Source organism: Halorubrum distributum JCM 13561, from assembly GCF_000337395.1.
Taxonomy (GTDB): domain Archaea; phylum Halobacteriota; class Halobacteria; order Halobacteriales; family Haloferacaceae; genus Halorubrum; species Halorubrum distributum.
This window is the reverse complement of record NZ_AOJF01000031.1, coordinates 104,765-121,131: the sequence shown is the minus strand read 5'-3', so window position 1 is coordinate 121,131 and position 16,367 is coordinate 104,765. Positions and strand designations below refer to the sequence as shown.

The window sequence follows — 16,367 nt, the reverse complement described above, 5'->3', positions numbered from 1 at the left end:
GCGAACCCGGCCCCCATCCTCAGTACTCCGTTCCCCGGCGGGCGCGCTGGCCGTCGTCGAACGGGTGTGCGACCTTCCGGACGTTCGTGATCAGGTCGGCGACGCCGTCGAGGTAGTCGGGCTCGGCGTGGCTCCCGGTGAGGACGAGTTCGAGCCCCTCGGGTTTCGACTCGGCGAGCGCGACGATCTCGTCCGAGTCGACGAGCCCGCGATCGGCCGCGTACAGCAGCTCGTCGAGGATCAGCATGTGGACGCCCTCCTCGGGGTCGCCGTCGAGCGGGAGCGGCTCGGCCAGGTCCGCGTCGGCCGCGCCCGCGACGAGTTCCTCCGCGCGCTCGAAGGCGGCCGCGGCCTTCGCCTCGTGCTCGTCGTCGGCCGAGCCGTCGAGCAGGCCGTGCCAGCCGTAGTGGCCGGCGTTCTCGTAGGAGAACCCCGGCACGGCAGCGATCGCGTTGTACTCGCCGCGGACGCCCTCGACGCTGTCCGCGCCGCCCTTCATGAACTGGAGCATGTGGACGCGGTGGCCGTGGCCCGCCGCGCGGAACCCCATCCCCATCGCCGCCGTGGTCTTCCCCTTGCCGTCCCCCCACCACGCCTGAACGAGCCCGAACTCCGCGGGCGCGGCGGGCTCGATCGGCTGCGGCTCGGGGGCCGCGCCGCCGCCCGGGGTGCGGGCGGCGCGGTCGTCGTTCGTCGGCGTCCCGTCGCCGTCGGTCCGCTCGGTCTCGCCGTCGGTCGATGCCTCCGCTTCCGCGTCCGTGTCGTCGTGGTTCGTTGTCATGGGTCGAAAACCTCCGCCCGCTCGTCGGTGACGACGCCGTGTTCGGCGTCGGCCGCCGGGCCGGGCACGTCGCCGTCCGGGTACCGCGACCGCAGGCTCGCGCGGACCGCGTCCCGGACGCAGGCGCGGGCCGCTCCGCCGACCGCCGTGGCGCTGCCCGAGAACTCCGCGGGCTCGCCCGCCGGGTCGTCGCCGACGACGACGGCGTCGCTCGTCGTTCCCGGGACGCCCGCCGCCGCGAGCAGCGTCGCCGCCTTCGCCTCGGCCGCGACCGCGACGAGGTTCGCCGCGGCGCCGGGCGCCAGCCGCCGCGTCGTCCCGACGATCAGGTTGACCGTTCCGGGGTCCGGGCGCCCCTCGGTGCGCCCCGTCGCCTCGCGCGACTCGGTCGGGCCCGCCGTCCCCGCGGTCGACGCGGCCTCGGGCTCCACCGGCAGCATCGCGGGGTTCGAGAGCCCGACCGTCGCGTACGCGACGACGGGACCGAGCCGCGCGCCCCGGGCGTGGTCCATCGAGACGCCCGTAAACAGCGTCGGGGCGGCGTCGCGGTCGCCGCCGACGTTACCCTCGGCACCGAACTCCGCCCGCGCCAGCCGCTCGTCGCGGTAGGCCGCGAGGTCGGTCCGGTCGAACCCCTCCGGGACGGTCACGTTGTACGCGGTCGCCGCCCGCGACCGCCCCCCGTCCCAGCCGGTCGAGAGCCAGCGCGTCCCCGGCCGTCTGAGCCGGAGGACCCCCTCGCGAACCGTCGCCTCAAACATCGCTCTCCACCCCTCCGTCACCGTCCGACCCGCCCTCTCCGGCCCCGCCACCGCCGACGCCCAACGCCGCCAGCAGGCGGTCGTTCTCCGCCGGGCGGCGCACCGCGACCCGGACGTGCGAGTCGAGGCCGCGGAAGGAGCGCGCGTCGCGCACGGCGACGCCGCGTTCGCGGGCGCGCTCGACGACGCGGTCGACGTCGCGGTCGCCGACGTCGAGGAGCAGGAACGGCGCCTCGGAGGGTGCCACCTCGTAGCGCTCCGAGAGCGCGTCGCGCAGCCGCTCGCGCTCCAGCCGGACGCGCTCGCGGGTCTCGCGGACGAAATCCTCCCGTCGGAGGCAGTACTCCCCGGTCGCGAGCGCCGGGGCGCTCAGGTTCCACGTCCGGCGGGCGCCCCGCAGCGCCGCGCCGAGGTCGCCCGTCGCGACCGCGAAGCCGGCCCGGATCCCGGGGAGGCCGAACAGCTTGGTGAGCGCCCGCGCGACGACGACGCCGTCGGTCCCCGCGAGCGACTCGCGCTCCGTGAACCCGAGGAACGCCTCGTCGACGAGCAGGACGGTCCCAGCCGCCCGACAGCGCGCCGCGAACGCGAGCAGCGCCTCGCGGCCGTAGCCGGTCCCGGTCGGGTTGTTCGGCGTGCAGACGACCGCCAGCGCGTGGCCCCTCGGGTCGGCGTCGAGGACGCGGTCGGCGTCGACGAACGCCGGCTCGCCGCCCCGAAGCCGGACCTCGCGGGCGTACTCGCCGAAGCTCGGCGCAGGGAGCAGGGCCGTGTCGCCGTCGTCGACCGCGAGCGCGACCGCCGCCCGGATCGCCGCCAGCCCGCCCGGCGTCGGCACGACCTGCTCCGGATCGCAGTCTACGTAGTCGGCGGCCGTCCGCCGGAACGCGTCCGGCGGCTCCGGCGGGTACGTCCGCGCCGTCTCGAAGGCCGCGCGGTACACGCGCTCAACCCCGTCGGGGACCTCGGGGTTCGCGTTCGCGCTGAAGTCGAGCAGGTCGGAGTCGTCGCTGCTGCCGTGCGGCTCGCGGCCGAGAGACGTCGCCCGCTCTCGGTTCACGGTGATTCACCTCCCCCGAACGTCGCCCCTGCGTCGCCCGCGTCGAGCCAGTCGACCCCGCCGCTCGGAAGGTCGGGCGCGTCACGGTCGCCGGCGAGGATCCGCTCGGCCAGCCGGCGGTCCTCGGGGCGGTTGACGTTGACGGCGAGGCGGGCGTCGCGGGTCGCGCGGACCGCCTCGTCGCCCGCGCCGTCGACCGCCCCGACGACGTTGATCCCGGCGGGGACGCGCTCGGCGGGTGAACCGCCACCGCCGCCCCCGTCGTCGTACCGCGTCGCGGCGTCGGCGCTCGCGCCCAGCTCGCGCTTGCGCGCAGCGGGCACCCTGACCGACAGCGCGTCGGCGTCGGCCGCGCGGTGGGCGTCGAGGACGGCGTCGACCGCCGGCCCGTCGAGCAGCGGGAGGTCGGCCGCGAGGGTGAGCGTCGGCGCCGTCGGTCCCTCGGCCAACGCCGCCTGAAGGTCCGCGACGTAGCCGTCGCCCGGCGTGTCGACGACGACGAGTTCGAGCGGTCCCCCCGTCGCAGCCCCGTTCCCGCCGCCGCCCTGCCGCGCGACCAGCCGCTCTCGCGTCCGCGGAGTCTGCGGAGAGACGGCCGCGTACGCGGTCTCGACGCGGCTCGCGGCGAGGGCGTCGAGCGCGCGGTCGACCATCGCGCGTCCGGCGACCGGTGCGAGCGGCTTCTCGCTGTCGCCGCCCAGTCGCGTGCCGCGGCCGCCGCACATCACGAGAGCGTCCACGCGATCACCCCCGCGTGGAGCCCGACGACGCGGGCGAGTTCGTTCGTCGCGCCGAGGACGTCGCCGCTGACCCCGCCGAGTCGCGAGCGCGCCCACGCGAACACGAGCGCGGCGGCGACGCCCGCGGCGGTGAGCACGACGGCGATCGGGACGACGGAGCCGGGTTGGACGGCGACCGAGGCGACGGAGCCGGGCCGGCCGGCCGGCCACCCGAGCAGCAGTACGGGCGCCGTCGCGAGCGCGACGCCGACGAGCCCTCGGGGGCCGGAGGGCTCGGTCAGCGCGGAGCCGAGCCCCTCGTGCGGAGCCTCTCCGACGCAGACGAGCGTCGCCGTTGCGCCCTTCGCGGCCACCTCGGCGGCGACAACGATGACGATCGCGTCGACGAGCGAGAGGCGGGCGACGTCCGCGAGCACCGTCGCGGCGGTCACGAGTCCGACGACGACCAGGGCGAGCGCGAGCGTTCCGCCGACGCCGAGCGCGGAGTCCTTCATGACCTCGCGTCGCCGGTCGGCGTCGCCGTGGACGACCGCCGCGTCGCCCAAGTCGGCGACCCCGTCGAGGTGGGTGATCCCGGTGACGAGGGAGACCCACGCGGCGAACGCGACCCCGACCGTGAGCGACGGGACTCGGACCGGGAGCAGCGTCGCGGCGGCGACGGGCAGCGCGAGGACGGCGCCGATCGGGTACCCGACCGCCGGTATGGCCGCGGGCGTCCGGCGGAACGCCTCCCAGTCGCCCTCGCCGCCGCCCACGGGGATCCGAGAGAGGAAGCCGAGCGCGCCGCGGAGCGCGGCGACCGTCAGGACCACGCGATCACCCCCGCGAGCGCGAGGAGCCACCCCGCCGCGGCCGCGACCGCGACGCCGCCGGCGGCGCGGACGAGTCGTACGGCGTCGCGTGCGGCCGCGGGCGTCGGCGGCGCCGCCCCGCCGTCGAGGGCGTACGCACCCGGCTTCTCCAAGCGGACGCCGAGCGCGACCGCGGCCGTCGCCATCGGCCACCCCGAGTTCGGCGAGGCTGGCTCGCGGGCCAGCGGCCGCGCGCGCCGCAGGCTCTCGGGCGACCGGGCGGCGACGGCGAGACACGCCGCCGCGGCCCGCGCCGGGAGGAACATGACGGCGTCGTCGAGGCGGGCGCTCGCCCGGCCCACCGGCTTCGACCGGTAGCCGAGCATCGAGTCGAGCGTGTTCACGGCCTTCGCCCAGGCCGCGGCCGCGGCGCCCGCGGCGAGGGCGGTCTCGGCGAGTTCAGCGGTCGGCGCTCCACCGGCGACCGCGCCGAGCGCGACACCCCCGGTCGCCCCGAGCGCGAACCAGAGCAGCGGCGCGACGAACCCGTCCGCGAGGTTCTCGGCCGCGCTCTCGACCGCCGCGCTCCGGAGGTCGGCCGGCGAGAGATCCCCCGTGTCGCGCCCGACGAGCGCCCGGACGGACTCGCGGGCCGCCTCGGGGTCCGCCTCGCTCTCGTCGACCACGTCGCGGGTCACGTCGAGCAGCATCCGGAGGCTCGCGGCCGAGAAGAGCACGGCGGCCGCAACGGCGACGGCGAGGACCGGAACGCCGTCGACTCGCGGTCCGTTCTCGGCCGCGAGCCAGACACCTCCGCCGGCGACCGCGGCCGCGGCGAGCGGGAGCGCGACCGCGACCACGACGCCGACGAGCCCCGGCCTGGCCCACTCGCGGTCGAACGGCCCGACGATCCGCCCGAACAGCGCGACCGGATGGATCCGCCGCGGCGGCTCAGCGACCAAGAGGTCCAGCGCGACCGCGAGGAAGAGCGGGGCAAGCAGGGTGGCGGCGGGGGCGATTTTCGCCATCATCGCTGTTCCACCTCGTCGAGGAACGCGTCGAACGCCCCGCTCGCGGCGTGGACGTGACAGTACGTCCCGAGCGTGCGGTACTCGGTCAGCCCGTCCCGGTCGCCGTCGATCCCGGTCCCGCGCTCAACGTCGAAGGCGAACCGCGCGTCGGACGCGACGTCGGCCGCGGAGTAGTGGAACTCGTGGCCGCGGAGCCGCTCGCCGCCGCTCGCCGTGAGTGCGTCCCGCCGCGCGCGCAGTTCGACGTGATCGAGCGCCTGGTACCGCTCGCGGCGCTCGACCGTCGCGGGGAGGACGCCCGCCATCTCGTGGGTGTCCCCGTCGACCGTCGACAGCGTCTCCGCGAGCGCCATCAGCCCGCCGCACTCGCCGAGGACGGGCGTGCCCTCGGACGCGACGGTCGCGATCGACCCGAGCGCGGGGCCCTCGGCGAGCGCTTCGGCGTGGAGCTCCGGGTAGCCGCCGGGGAGGTAGACGCCGTCGCAGGGCGGGAGGTCGTCGCCGGCCGCGGGCGCGAACGGGACCACGGTCGCGCGCTCGCTCAGGCGCTCGCGGGTGGCCGGGTAGACGAACCGGAACGCGGCGTCGTCGGCGACCGCGATCCGCGGGCCCTCGCCGCTCTTCGGGGAGTTCCCGGCGGACGGCTCGGTCGCGGCCGGCGTCGGCTCCCGAGCGAGGTCGAGCAGGCGGTCGGTCCGGAGCGTCTCGGCGGCCGCGTCGAGCGCGTCGTCGTCGAGCGGCGCCTCCTCGCCCATTCGGAGCCCGAGATGGCGGTCGGGGATCTCCAGGTCCTCGCGCGGCGGGACCCGGCCGCAGTAGGCGAGTTCGTCGGGGAGCGCCTCGCGGATCCCCTCCTCGTGGCGGCCGCCGTGCGCCCGCTGGGCGATCACGCCGGCCACGTCGACGTCGTGGGGCGTCCGGTCGGCGTACCTCACGAAGCCGAGCGCGGTCGCCGCGACGCTCTCCATCCCGGCGGTCGCGTCGACGACGAGGACGACCGGGAGGTCCAGCGCGGCCGCGACGCCGGCCGTGCTCGCGGCGTCGCCGTCGTACAGCCCCATCATCCCCTCGACGACGCAGACGTCGCCCTCGCCGCGGGCGTAGTTGCGCCGGAGCCCGTCCTCACCCTGAAGCCACGGGTCCAGCGTCCGCGACGGGCGTCCCGCGACCCGGGCGTGGTGGCTCGGGTCGATGAAGTCCGGGCCCGCCTTCGCGGGCTGGACGGTCCGCCCCGCGTTCCCGAACGCGCGCAGCGTCGCGAGCGCCGCCACGGTCTTGCCGACGCCGGAGGCCGTGCCGGCGAGGACGAGCCCCCTCACCGCGGGCCGCCCCCGTTCGCGGCGGGGCGTCCGTCCTCCCCGTCGATTCCCGCACGCTCGGCGAGCAGGCGGTCGGTCACGGCGGCGATCCGATCGCGGACGGCGGCGTCGGCGACGCCGGCGCGGTCCGCGAGCGCGAGCGCCCCGCCCATGCCGACGCCCTCCTTCGCCTCGCCGCGGGCGTACGCCGTCAGCGCCGGGTGGTCGCTCTCGCCGAATCCGGGGTCGGCGGCGGCGAGCGTCAGGTCGAGGTCGGCGGCGAGCGCCGGCAGGTCCGCGGTCGGGTCGTCGGCGACGAGCGACGTGGTCGCCAGCGGGAGCGGGCGGTCGACGCCGGCGTGCCGGGCGAGCGCCGCCGCGGCTGCGAGCTGTGTGCCGCCGGCGAGGGTGACGTCGATCCCGGCGTCCGCGCAGCCGACGATCAGGCCGGCGACGGCGGCGAGGACCGGATCGCCCGCCAGTCGGACCGCCTCGATCGGATCGTCCGCCGCGTCGCCCGGGTCGATGCCGCTCGCGTCGAGTCCCTCGGCGACGACGCGGCGCTTGCGCTCGATCGGGTTCGCCGGCAGCGACGAGGAGACGGCGGCGCGCTCGCCCAGCGCGGTCAACGCGCCGAGCGCGGTCGTCGTCCCGCCGGGGATCGTCTCCGCGACGAGCAGCTCGGTGTCGTCTCCCGCTTCCCTCTCTCCGTCGGACGCGGCGAGTTCCGGCGCCAGCGAGCGGGCGCGCTCGAAGACGGTCGCCGCCTCTGGGACCGGTTCCGGGTCTCGGAGGTCGCCGCCCGTGGACGCGCCGAGGTCGCGGACCGTCGCCGCGCTCGGCGCGTCGAGCCCGGCGTCGAGGAACTCGACGGGGAGCGACTCGGGGCCGAGCAGTTCGCGGACCGCCCGGGTGACGACCGCGGGCGTCGGACAGCCGCTCGGGCTCACCGGTACGGGCGACCCCGGCGCGGGGCGCCCCGCCTCGACGATCTCGAGGTCCGCGCTCGGCGTGTGGACGCGCAGCTCCGGGTCTGCGCCCGCGGCGCTGATCCCGTCGATGGCGGCCGTCTCGGTCGTCCCCGCGACGACGACGAGCCTCACCTCGCCCATCCGGACCACCCTCCGTCGAGCCCGCGGTCTCCCGGCGCGGCGTCGATGTGTACCACTGGCGGTTCATCGATACAAGTGAACTTTAATCGATCGACGCGGGGCGATCGGGAGCGTGCGGGCCGCAGCTCGGTCGAGAAGCGCGGCGCGTGTGCTTTCCCTCGATTCGTCGCGTCGTGTCCCTCTGTCTCTCGCTCGGGTCGCTGGCCGACCGCCCGGGGGAACGCTCGGCGGTCGGCGCGGCCCGGCGCGGACGAGCGCTCGGCCGGACTCCGGCGGATGCGAACGCCCGCGCCCACGGATCCGTCGCAGTCCTCGACGCATAAATCAGGCGCGCGTGGACGGACGGCGCGTCCGACCGTGACGATCGCGGGAGCTCGCGGGCGTCCGACCGTGCGAGAGCCGGATGCGTGCCGGTCCGGTTTCCTTGTTACCACTCCCCACGCGACCCGCGGAGCGAAGCGGTTAAGGGCGGACCGCGGGTATTTCCGCCAACTCGCTGGTGCGGACACAGCGGGCACTCGCCGCCGAGGCGTGCGGTCGGACCGACCGCACGCCCCGGGACGAGACGACATGTGGCCCCTCGCGGCTGAATCGCAACCGTCCGCGCAACACACAATGGCACGAAGCTTCTACTCGCACATCAAGGAGGCGTGGCGGTCCCCCAAGGAGGGGAAACTAGCTGAGCTACAGTGGCAGCGAAAACAGGAGTGGCGCGACCAGGGCGCCATCGAGCGCATCGAGCGCCCCACCCGGCTGGACAAGGCCCGCGAACTGGGCTACAAGGCCAAGCAGGGCGTCATCGTCGCCCGCGTGAGCGTCCGGAAGGGCGGCTCGCGCAAGCAGCGCTTCAAGGCGGGCCGCCGCTCGAAGCGCCAGGGCGTCAACCGCGTCTCGCGCCGCAAGTCGATCCAGCGCATCGCCGAGGAGCGCGCCTCGCGGAAGTACCGCAACCTCCGCGTGCTCAACTCCTACTGGGTCGGTGAGGACGGCTCCCAGAAGTGGCACGAGGTCATCCTCGTGGACCCCGCCCACCCCGCGATCGAGAACGACGACCAGCTGAACTGGATCTGCTCGGACGACCACAAGGGCCGCGCGTACCGCGGCCTCACCTCCGCCGGCACCAAGGGCCGCGGCCAGCGCAAGCGCGGCAAGGGCACCGAGAAGACGCGCCCGAGCGTCACCTCGAACGACCGGCAGGGCAAGTAGCGCCCTCGACCGCTCCGACGTTTTACTCGCGGTCCGCTCTCACGATGAGCCGCCGCGCCGTTTCTCCTCGACGCAAGAGCAAAGAGACCGCGTCACATACTCCCAACCGTACGTGGCGATCGCCAAGTGACCGCGAGCAGCCCCATCCCCCTCGACGCGTTCGCGACAGAACTCGAGTCGTTCGACAGCGACGCGTTCGCGGCGCTCGTCGGCGAGACGTACGCGGCGACCGCCGACGGCGTCGAGGTCGACCCGCCCCGCGTCACGGTGTCGGAGGGTGGCCGCCGGACCGAACTGCTCGCCGTCGCGGCCGCGGGCCGAGGGGTGCCTGACGATGCCGTTGACGCCGTCGACGCCGTCGTCGTCGCGAGCGACTCGCTCGACGACCTCGGACCCGGCCTCGACGCCGAGGTCGTGACGCCGGCGGACCTCCGCGAACGGCTCCTGTACGCCGTCCCGCCGGCGGAGGCGAACGCCATCGCCGACCGACTCCTCGGCGTCCCGGTCCGGTCCGAAGCGTACGACGGTGCGGCCGCTTCAGACACCGACGCGGCGGACGACGACGGTGTGACCGATGTCGACGGCGACGAGTCGGACGGTGAGGGAACGGCGACCGATGACGGCGCGGCGACGGGCGCGGCGACGGGCGCCGTCGCGTCGGGCGTGACGGGAGGCGATACCGCCTCCCTGCCCACCGACCGGACCACCGATGACTCTTCCGGCGATCCGCGGGCTCGCGACCGATCGAACGCCGCCGTTCCGAGCGGCGAGGCGACGGCGGCCGAGTCCGCCACCACCGGCGCGCCGAACGAGCGGCGCTCTCCGCGGACCGTCCTCGCGGCGGTCGCCGTCGCCGCGCTCCTCGTCGCGGCGGCAGGTGCCGGATTCGCCGCCGGCACCGCCGGAATCACCGAACTCGGCGGTGTCGCCGGCGTCGGGGACGACGGAACGACCGACCCGTCGGCGACGGACTCGGACGCGACAGGGTCGACGAACGGCAGCGACGGCGGGACTGAGGGGTCCGGGGACGACGCCGGGAACACCGTCTCCGTCGCGGACGGCGATCCGACCGGCGAGGCCGAGCGGAACACCGCCCTCTCCCCCACCTGCGAGCGGTCCGCACTCCAGGTCGTCCAGATCCAGATGAACGCGCTCCGCTACAACGACAACGCGACGAACGACGGCATCCGGACCCTGCGGGCGTTCGCGTCGCCGCGAAACAAGGAGCTGGTCGGGTCGACCGGCGAGTACGTCGAGCTGTTCGAGACAGAGCAGTACGGGCCGATGCTCACGTACGACACTGCCCAGTACTCGGTGCCGGAGATATCCGACGGCACGGCGGAGGTCGAGGTCGTCACCCGGGAGAACGGCAGCGTCACCGGTCGCTACGAGTTCCGGCTCGTCCGCGTCGGCGGCGGGAGCGGGGACACGGACAGCGCTCTCGGCGACGTGGACGACTGCTGGATGACCGACGCCGTGGCGGCGTCGACGGCGTGACCGCGGACCCCGCGGCGCCGCCACGGAAGCGCTGGCCGCTCGGCGCCGCCTCGGGAACACCGGTTGCGGCGCCCCGACCGGCGATCGGGAACACGATTATATCTGCGCCGGCACTGGTCACGGACATGAGTCTCTCGCTCGACGCGACCCAGCTCGACCGCTACTCCCGGCACGTCATCCTCGACGACGTCGGCCCGGAGGGGCAAAAGCGGCTGCTCGACGCCCGCGTCCTGGTCGTCGGCGCGGGGGGGCTCGGCGCGCCGGCGATCCAGTACCTCGCGGCCGCGGGGGTCGGGACGATCGGTATCGTCGACGACGACGTCGTCGAGCGCTCGAACCTCCAGCGACAGGTGATCCACGGCGACGGCGACGTGGGGCGCAAGAAGGTCGACTCGGCGGCGGAGTTCGTCGCCGACCTCAACCCCGACGTCGACGTCGAGCGCCACGAGCTGCGGCTCGACGCGGGCAACGCCCGGGAACTGATCGCGGACTACGACGTCGTCGTCGACTGCTCGGACAACTTCGCCACCCGCTACGTGGTGAACGACGCCGCCCGGATCGAGGGGGTGCCGGTGTCGCACGGCGCCATCTACAAGTTCGAGGGGCAGGTGACGACGCTCTCGCCCGACGGCCCCTGCTACCGCTGTCTGTTCCCGGAGCCGCCGGAGCCCGGGACGGTGCCCGACTGCGCCAGCACGGGCGTCCTCGGCGTCCTCCCGGGAACGGTCGGCTGTCTCCAGGCGACGGAGGCCGTGAAGCTGATCATGGACGTTGGCGACCCGCTCGTCGGCCGGATGCTGTTCTACGACGCGATGGATCTCTCCTTCGAGACGGTACCGTACGCGCGCAACCCTGACTGCCCGGTGTGCGGCGACGAGGGCATCGACAGCATCGAGGGAATCGACTACGCGGCCGGCTGCCAGATCGACGCGGCCTGATTCGGTCGGGCCGGCGTCCTCGCCGACCCGCCGCGAACGCTCACAGCGACCGGTCGGCCATCGCGCTCCCCGCGGTGACGCCGGCGTCCTCGTCGACGAACCCCGACTGGACGCACCACCGGCAGTACCGGTAGCCGGTCCGGTTCTCCGCGCCGCAGTGCCGGCAGACGACCGTCTCGCCGTCGGCGTCGAGCGGCGGGGGACCGTCTCCACCGCCGCCGTCGCTCGTCTCGCCCGCCTCGGCCGCCGGATCGGCGTTCGGGTCGCGGTCGAGCGCGAGCGTCGGCCCGACGCCCTCGCCGTCCGCGTCCGACGACCGGGTCGCGACCGAGCCGAACAGCTCCGCGGGGTCGCGGTTCCGCCGAACGAGGAGCCACGTCACCGCGAGGTTGAGCGCCGCTACGCCGACGAACACCGCGGCGAGCGGCAGGAGCTGATCTCCCGTCATATGTGTACTGTTACCATCCGAGCGTTTTGTGTCTGACGGTGGGACAGGTCGGCCGGTTCGGTCGGGGTCGGTTCGGTCGGGATCGGCCGGGGTCGGTTCGGTCGGGATCGGCCGGGGTCGGTTCGGTCGGGATCGGCCGGGGTCGGTTCNTCGGCCGGGGTCGGTTCGGTCGGGATCGGCCGGGGTCGGTTCGGTCGGGATCGGCCGGGGTCGGTTCGGTCGGGATCGGCCGGGGTCGGGCGCGCCGCTCCAGAGTACTCTTGAGGCCGCCGGTCGAAGGCGCACTCGCATGAAGGAGACCATCCACACGGACGACGCCCCGGCGGCGGTGGGCGCGTACAGTCAGGCGACGACCGACGGCGACCTCGTGTTCACGGCCGGGCAGATCCCGCTCACGCCCGGGGGGGACCTCCTCGACGACGCGTCGATCGCGGACCAGACCGAGCAGGCGCTCGACAACCTCCTCGCGGTGCTGGAGGAGGCGGGCGCCGGGCCCGAGGACGTGCTCAAGACGACGGTGTTCATGGCCGACATGGAGGACTTCGACGAGATGAACGAGACGTACGCCGGCTACTTCGACGAGTCGCCGCCGGCCCGCTCCGCGGTCGAGGCGGGGGCGCTCCCGAAGGGCGCCGGCGTCGAGATCGAGGCGGTCGCCGTCGTCGAGTAGATGGCCGACGGCGAGGGGGAGTCGGGGAGCGAGCCGGACGCCGTGACCGACGGGTCCGCCCCGGCACCCGGCGCGGCGGCCACCCCGCGCGCCAGAGCGCGCTCCGCGGCGCTGTGGGGGATCGTCGGCGGGTTCGCCTTCCTCGTGCTCGCGCAGGGATACCGGCTTCTCGGTCCTGGATCGCTGCCGGTCGGGTTCGGGGGGCTGGTGCTGGTCGGGTTCGCAGTCGCAGCCGCGTCGGCCGGTATTACGTATCTCGCCGAGGCCCGGGTGCGTGCGAAAAGAAGGACTTAACAGTCACACCGGATTATCTCCGCGTGAGCCAGGATGGCCGAGTGGTAAGGCGCACGCCTGGAAAGCGTGTTCCCATCCGGGATCGGGGGTTCAAATCCCTCTCCTGGCGTTTTCGACGAACAACACGGCGCGCGTAGCGAGCCGTTCGTCGAAAACCGAGACTGAGGGATTTGAATCAGGGAGTGAAGCGAGCGGAACGACTGAGGTTCAACTCCCTCTCCTGGCGTTCTGTCGACGCCGACTACGAGCGAGGAGCGGCAGCGACGAGCGAGTTCGGTGTCGGCGATGCTGATGGGTCGTCCATTTATAAACAACCGAGCGGTGCGCTGTTGATTGTTTATAAATGGACGATTACGGATCGGCGTCGGACACCACCTCCAAAGCCCCAGCTGCGAGGGCGGCGTACGCTCGCTGCGCTCCTCGTCGCTCGTTTCACTCGCTCCTGCGGTGCTTGCGTCGCCTACGCCGCCCTCGCAGCTGCCCCTTTGAGTCCCACCCCCGCACCGCACCGCAGCCTCACGCCTCCCCAGCCTCGTCAGTCGCCGTCGCTTCGCTCCGCCGACTGACTCCCTCGCGCGGTGCTGCTCGCGGCCTGCGGCCGCTCGCAGGCACGCGCCGACCGCATTGTTCATTTATAAGTAATCGCCGCTGCCGGCCGTCGATATTTAAGTACTCAGTTATTGTTGTCGGGCTGCGCTGCTCCGATGGCGTCCCCTCCCCCGCTCGCGGATGCGTCCACACACCGACACAAGATTCATATGTATGGGAGGAGTTGACACGGGTGACGATGCCAGACACGAAATCGGGCCGCGAGCGGAAAGGGAGGAACAAGCGCCGCCAACTCGAGAACCACCTCGCACGGCGCGAACTCGACGCGGACGACGAACCGCCGGAGCCGTATGCCGAGGCCACAGACGCGGAGTTCCTCGCCGAGTCCGACGACGCGGCCCGGTGACGGTCGCGTCCCGATTCGTTTTCTGAGGCCGTCCGTCCCCGAGCCTGCCCGCAATCTCGCGTCGCGAAAGCTTTAGACCCGGGAGCGGCGTATCTCGGCGCAATGAGTCGCGGCCCCGAGCTGATAATCACGGAGAAGGACAACGCGGCGCGGCGCATCGCCGACATCCTGAGCGGCGAGTCCGCGACCGCGGAGCGGATGAACGACGTCAACGTCTACGAGTGGGGCGGCAAGCGGTGCATCGGGCTCTCCGGCCACGTCGTCGGCGTCGACTTCCCCGCCGAGTACAACGACTGGCGCGACGTCGAGCCGGTCGAGCTGATCGACGCGCCCGTCACCAAGACGCCGACGCAAGAGGGGATCGTCGCCGCGCTGCGCCGGCTCGCGCGCAACGCCTCCCGGGTCGTCATCGCGACCGACTACGACCGCGAGGGCGAGCTGATCGGCAAGGAGGCGTACGAGCTCGTCCGCGAGGTGAACGAGGACGTGCCCGTCGACCGCGTGCGCTTCTCCTCGATCACCGAAAACGAGGTGCAGGAGGCGTTCGCGAATCCCGACGACCTCGACTTCGAGCTGGCGGCCGCGGGCGAGGCCCGCCAGACCATCGACCTCACGTGGGGCGCCGCACTGACGCGGTTCCTCTCCCTGTCCGCCCGCCAGCTCGGCGACGACTTCATCTCGGTGGGCCGGGTCCAGGGGCCGACGCTCAAGCTCATCGTCGACCGCGAGCGCGAGATCCAGGCGTTCGACCCCGAGTCCTACTGGGAGCTGACCGGCGAGCTTGCGAAGTCCGGCGGCGACCCGTTCGAGGCGCGGTACTTCTACCTCAACGACGAGGGCAACGAGCGCGAGCGCGTCTGGGACGGCGACGTCGCGGCGGTGCTCACCGAGGCCCTCGCCGCCGCCGACGCGGCGACCGTCGACGACGTCGACCGCCGCACCCAGACCGACGACCCGCCGACGCCGTTCAACACCACCGCGTTCATCCGCGCGGCGGGGTCGCTCGGCTACTCCGCGCAGCGCGCCATGTCGCTCGCGGAGGACCTCTACACCGCCGGCTACGTCACCTACCCGCGGACGGACAACACGGTGTATCCCGAGGATCTGGAGCCCGCGGAGCTGATCGAGGAGCTCTCGGCGGCCTCGACGTTCGGGACGGACGCGGCGAGCCTGCTCGACGGCGACGACGAGATCGAGCCGACCGAGGGCGACGAGGAGACGACCGACCACCCGCCGATCCACCCCACGGGGGAGCTCCCCTCGGCCTCTGACCTCTCGGACGACGAGTGGGAGGTGTACGAGCTGATCGTCCGCCGGTTCCTCGCCACCTGCGCCGACCCGGCCACCTGGGAGCGGCTGCGCGTCGTCGCGCTCGCGAACGGCGAGGCGACGCCCATCGCCGAGACCGCCGACGGGCTCGCAGCCCTCCGAAATCCGGACGACGCGGCGAAGCCGGCCGACCTCGTCGCCGACGGCGGCCTGCGGCTGAAGGCCAACGGGAAGCGGCTGCTGGAGGCCGGCTACCACGACGTCTACCCGTACCGCTCCAGCGACGAGCGGATCGTCCCGGACGTCGAGGTCGGCGAGACGCTGTCGCTGTCGGACCGCGCCACCGAGGGGAAGGAGACCCAACCCCCGCGGCGCTACGGCCAGTCGCGGCTCATCGAGGAGATGGAGAAGCGACAGCTCGGCACGAAGGCGACCCGCCACCGGACCATCGAGAAGCTGTACGACCGCAACTACGTCGAGAGCGACCCGCCCCGGCCGACGCGGCTCGCCGAGGCGGTCGTCGAGGCCGCCGAGGAGTTCGCCGACCGGATCGTGAGCGAGGAGATGACAGCCCAGCTCGAACAGGACATGGCGGCCATCGCGGCCGGGGAGAAGGCCTACGACGAGGTGACCGAGGCCTCCCGCGAGCTGCTCTCGCGCGTGTTCGACGACCTCACCGAGTCGCGCGAGGCGGTCGGCGACCACCTCCAGAACTCGCTGAAGGCGGACAAGACGCTCGGTCCCTGCCCGGAGTGCGGCGCGGACCTCCTCGTCCGGAAGTCGCGGCAGGGGTCGTACTTCGTCGGCTGCGACGGCTACCCCGACTGCGAGTACACGCTCCCGCTCCCGTCGACCGGGAAGCCGCTCATCCTCGACGAGACCTGCGAGGACCACGAGCTCCGCCACGTGAAGATGCTCGCCGGCCGGAAGACGTTCGTCCACGGCTGCCCGCAGTGTAAGGCCGACGAGGCCGACGAGCAGGAGGACGAGGTGATCGGGACTTGCCCCGACTGCGGCGAGGAGCACGGGGGAGACCTCGCGATCAAACGACTCCGCTCGGGCTCCCGGCTCGTCGGCTGTACGCGCTACCCCGACTGCGACTACTCGCTGCCGCTCCCCCGGCGCGGCGAGATCGAGGTCACCGACGAGACCTGCGAGGAGCACGACCTTCCGCACCTCCGCGTCCACTCCGGCGACGAGCCGTGGGAGCTCGGCTGTCCGATCTGTAACTACCGCGAGTTCACGGCCCGCCAGGAGGGGTCGGAGCTCCAGGCGGTCGAGGGGATCGGCGAGAAGACCGCCGCGAAGCTGAAAGACGCCGGCGTCGACGGCGTCGACGAGCTCAAGTCGGCCGACCCGGACGACCTCGCGAGCGACGTCGACGGCGTGGGTGCCGACACCGTCCGCGACTGGCAGGCCAAGGCGGACTGACCGGTTTCGGGCCGACAGCCGTTTCCGGACCGGCGGGAATCATAAAACCATAAACACATATGGGCGGAGTGTCTCCCTTGTCGAC

Annotated in this window: 16 protein-coding genes and 1 tRNA gene; 8 read left to right on the top strand and 9 right to left on the bottom strand. The window is 73.5% G+C overall.

Annotated features, from left to right (window positions below; translation table 11 throughout):
• Positions 1-19: 19 nt before the first annotated feature.
• Genes C470_RS06730 through C470_RS06695 form a run of 8 tightly spaced genes read right to left on the bottom strand, consistent with a single transcriptional unit; the run spans position 20 to position 7,574 of the window.
• Positions 20-781, bottom strand: a complete 762-nt coding sequence (locus tag C470_RS06730) for a cob(I)yrinic acid a,c-diamide adenosyltransferase (protein ID WP_007344978.1) — start codon at positions 779-781, stop codon at positions 20-22.
• A complete protein-coding gene (locus C470_RS06725) occupies positions 778-1,542 on the bottom strand; it encodes an adenosylcobinamide amidohydrolase (RefSeq protein ID WP_007344977.1) in 765 nt (254 codons plus the stop codon). Before C470_RS06725 ends, C470_RS06730 begins: the two co-directional genes overlap by 4 nt.
• Positions 1,535-2,602 carry an aminotransferase class I/II-fold pyridoxal phosphate-dependent enzyme gene (locus C470_RS06720; RefSeq protein ID WP_008366107.1) on the bottom strand — a complete coding sequence of 356 codons (1,068 nt, stop codon included), beginning with the start codon at positions 2,600-2,602 and terminating at the stop codon, positions 1,535-1,537. The genes C470_RS06725 and C470_RS06720 overlap by 8 nt, the downstream gene beginning before the upstream one ends.
• Positions 2,599-3,327, bottom strand: a complete 729-nt coding sequence (locus C470_RS06715) for a GTP--adenosylcobinamide-phosphate guanylyltransferase (RefSeq protein WP_008366106.1) — start codon at positions 3,325-3,327, stop codon at positions 2,599-2,601. The genes C470_RS06720 and C470_RS06715 overlap by 4 nt, the downstream gene beginning before the upstream one ends.
• Positions 3,327-4,154, bottom strand: a complete 828-nt coding sequence (cobS, locus tag C470_RS06710; protein ID WP_008366103.1) for an adenosylcobinamide-GDP ribazoletransferase — start codon at positions 4,152-4,154, stop codon at positions 3,327-3,329. The genes C470_RS06715 and cobS overlap by 1 nt, the downstream gene beginning before the upstream one ends.
• On the bottom strand, positions 4,145-5,161 hold the full coding sequence (locus C470_RS06705; RefSeq protein WP_008366102.1) for a CobD/CbiB family cobalamin biosynthesis protein: 1,017 nt from the start codon (positions 5,159-5,161) through the stop codon (positions 4,145-4,147). The genes cobS and C470_RS06705 overlap by 10 nt, the downstream gene beginning before the upstream one ends.
• On the bottom strand, positions 5,161-6,483 hold the full coding sequence (locus C470_RS06700) for a cobyrinic acid a,c-diamide synthase (RefSeq protein ID WP_008366100.1): 1,323 nt from the start codon (positions 6,481-6,483) through the stop codon (positions 5,161-5,163). Before C470_RS06700 ends, C470_RS06705 begins: the two co-directional genes overlap by 1 nt.
• Entirely contained in the window at positions 6,480-7,574 is a 1,095-nt protein-coding gene (locus C470_RS06695; RefSeq protein WP_008366098.1) for a nicotinate-nucleotide--dimethylbenzimidazole phosphoribosyltransferase, read from the bottom strand. The genes C470_RS06700 and C470_RS06695 overlap by 4 nt, the downstream gene beginning before the upstream one ends.
• 615 nt (positions 7,575-8,189) lie before the next feature.
• Here C470_RS06695 and C470_RS06690 point away from each other — a divergent pair.
• The 3 genes from C470_RS06690 (at position 8,190) to ubaA (ending at position 11,215) form a co-directional block, all read left to right on the top strand.
• Positions 8,190-8,780 (top strand): 50S ribosomal protein L15e, encoded by a 591-nt coding sequence (locus tag C470_RS06690; RefSeq protein ID WP_004598111.1) that lies wholly within the window; start codon positions 8,190-8,192, stop codon positions 8,778-8,780.
• A gap of 126 nt (positions 8,781-8,906) precedes the next feature.
• Positions 8,907-10,277: a hypothetical protein gene (locus C470_RS06685; RefSeq protein WP_008366097.1), complete on the top strand. Its 1,371-nt coding sequence runs from the start codon at positions 8,907-8,909 to the stop codon at positions 10,275-10,277.
• Between the two features lie 125 nt (positions 10,278-10,402).
• Positions 10,403-11,215, top strand: coding sequence for an SAMP-activating enzyme E1 (gene ubaA, locus C470_RS06680; protein ID WP_007994807.1), 813 nt, complete (start codon positions 10,403-10,405; stop codon positions 11,213-11,215).
• Positions 11,216-11,255: 40 nt separating this feature from the next.
• Here the strand turns inward: ubaA and C470_RS06675 are convergent, their stop codons facing one another.
• Positions 11,256-11,663 (bottom strand): DUF7577 domain-containing protein, encoded by a 408-nt coding sequence (locus tag C470_RS06675; protein ID WP_008366095.1) that lies wholly within the window; start codon positions 11,661-11,663, stop codon positions 11,256-11,258.
• 289 nt (positions 11,664-11,952) lie between these two features.
• Here C470_RS06675 and C470_RS06670 point away from each other — a divergent pair, with 289 nt between their 5' ends.
• From C470_RS06670 to C470_RS06655, 5 genes are all read left to right on the top strand, one after another.
• On the top strand, positions 11,953-12,333 hold the full coding sequence (locus C470_RS06670; protein ID WP_008366093.1) for a Rid family detoxifying hydrolase: 381 nt from the start codon (positions 11,953-11,955) through the stop codon (positions 12,331-12,333).
• A complete protein-coding gene (locus tag C470_RS06665) occupies positions 12,334-12,627 on the top strand; it encodes a hypothetical protein (RefSeq protein WP_007344965.1) in 294 nt (97 codons plus the stop codon).
• Positions 12,628-12,654: 27 nt separating this feature from the next.
• Positions 12,655-12,736: transfer RNA gene (locus C470_RS06660), tRNA-Ser, on the top strand.
• Between the two features lie 678 nt (positions 12,737-13,414).
• Positions 13,415-13,582 carry a hypothetical protein gene (locus C470_RS16050; protein WP_007994803.1) on the top strand — a complete coding sequence of 56 codons (168 nt, stop codon included), beginning with the start codon at positions 13,415-13,417 and terminating at the stop codon, positions 13,580-13,582.
• 102 nt (positions 13,583-13,684) lie between these two features.
• Complete coding sequence (locus C470_RS06655; RefSeq protein ID WP_008366091.1) at positions 13,685-16,282, top strand: DNA topoisomerase I; 2,598 nt, start codon at positions 13,685-13,687, stop codon at positions 16,280-16,282.
• Positions 16,283-16,367 lie beyond the last annotated feature (85 nt).

Bases quoted from the DNA above. Each gene is read 5' to 3' on its own strand.
- C470_RS06665 (WP_007344965.1), top strand. From the start codon at position 12,334: ATGGCCGACGGCGAGGGGGAGTCGGGGAGCGAGCCGGACGCCGTGACC.
- C470_RS16050 (WP_007994803.1), top strand. From the start codon at position 13,415: ATGCCAGACACGAAATCGGGCCGCGAGCGGAAAGGGAGGAACAAGCGC.
- C470_RS06655 (WP_008366091.1), top strand. From the start codon at position 13,685: ATGAGTCGCGGCCCCGAGCTGATAATCACGGAGAAGGACAACGCGGCG.
- C470_RS06715 (WP_008366106.1), bottom strand. From the start codon at position 3,327: ATGTGCGGCGGCCGCGGCACGCGACTGGGCGGCGACAGCGAGAAGCCG.
- C470_RS06670 (WP_008366093.1), top strand. From the start codon at position 11,953: ATGAAGGAGACCATCCACACGGACGACGCCCCGGCGGCGGTGGGCGCG.
- C470_RS06725 (WP_007344977.1), bottom strand. From the start codon at position 1,542: ATGTTTGAGGCGACGGTTCGCGAGGGGGTCCTCCGGCTCAGACGGCCG.
- C470_RS06675 (WP_008366095.1), bottom strand. From the start codon at position 11,663: ATGACGGGAGATCAGCTCCTGCCGCTCGCCGCGGTGTTCGTCGGCGTA.
- ubaA (WP_007994807.1), top strand. From the start codon at position 10,403: ATGAGTCTCTCGCTCGACGCGACCCAGCTCGACCGCTACTCCCGGCAC.
- C470_RS06705 (WP_008366102.1), bottom strand. From the start codon at position 5,161: ATGGCGAAAATCGCCCCCGCCGCCACCCTGCTTGCCCCGCTCTTCCTC.
- C470_RS06690 (WP_004598111.1), top strand. From the start codon at position 8,190: ATGGCACGAAGCTTCTACTCGCACATCAAGGAGGCGTGGCGGTCCCCC.
- C470_RS06730 (WP_007344978.1), bottom strand. From the start codon at position 781: ATGACAACGAACCACGACGACACGGACGCGGAAGCGGAGGCATCGACC.
- C470_RS06695 (WP_008366098.1), bottom strand. From the start codon at position 7,574: ATGGGCGAGGTGAGGCTCGTCGTCGTCGCGGGGACGACCGAGACGGCC.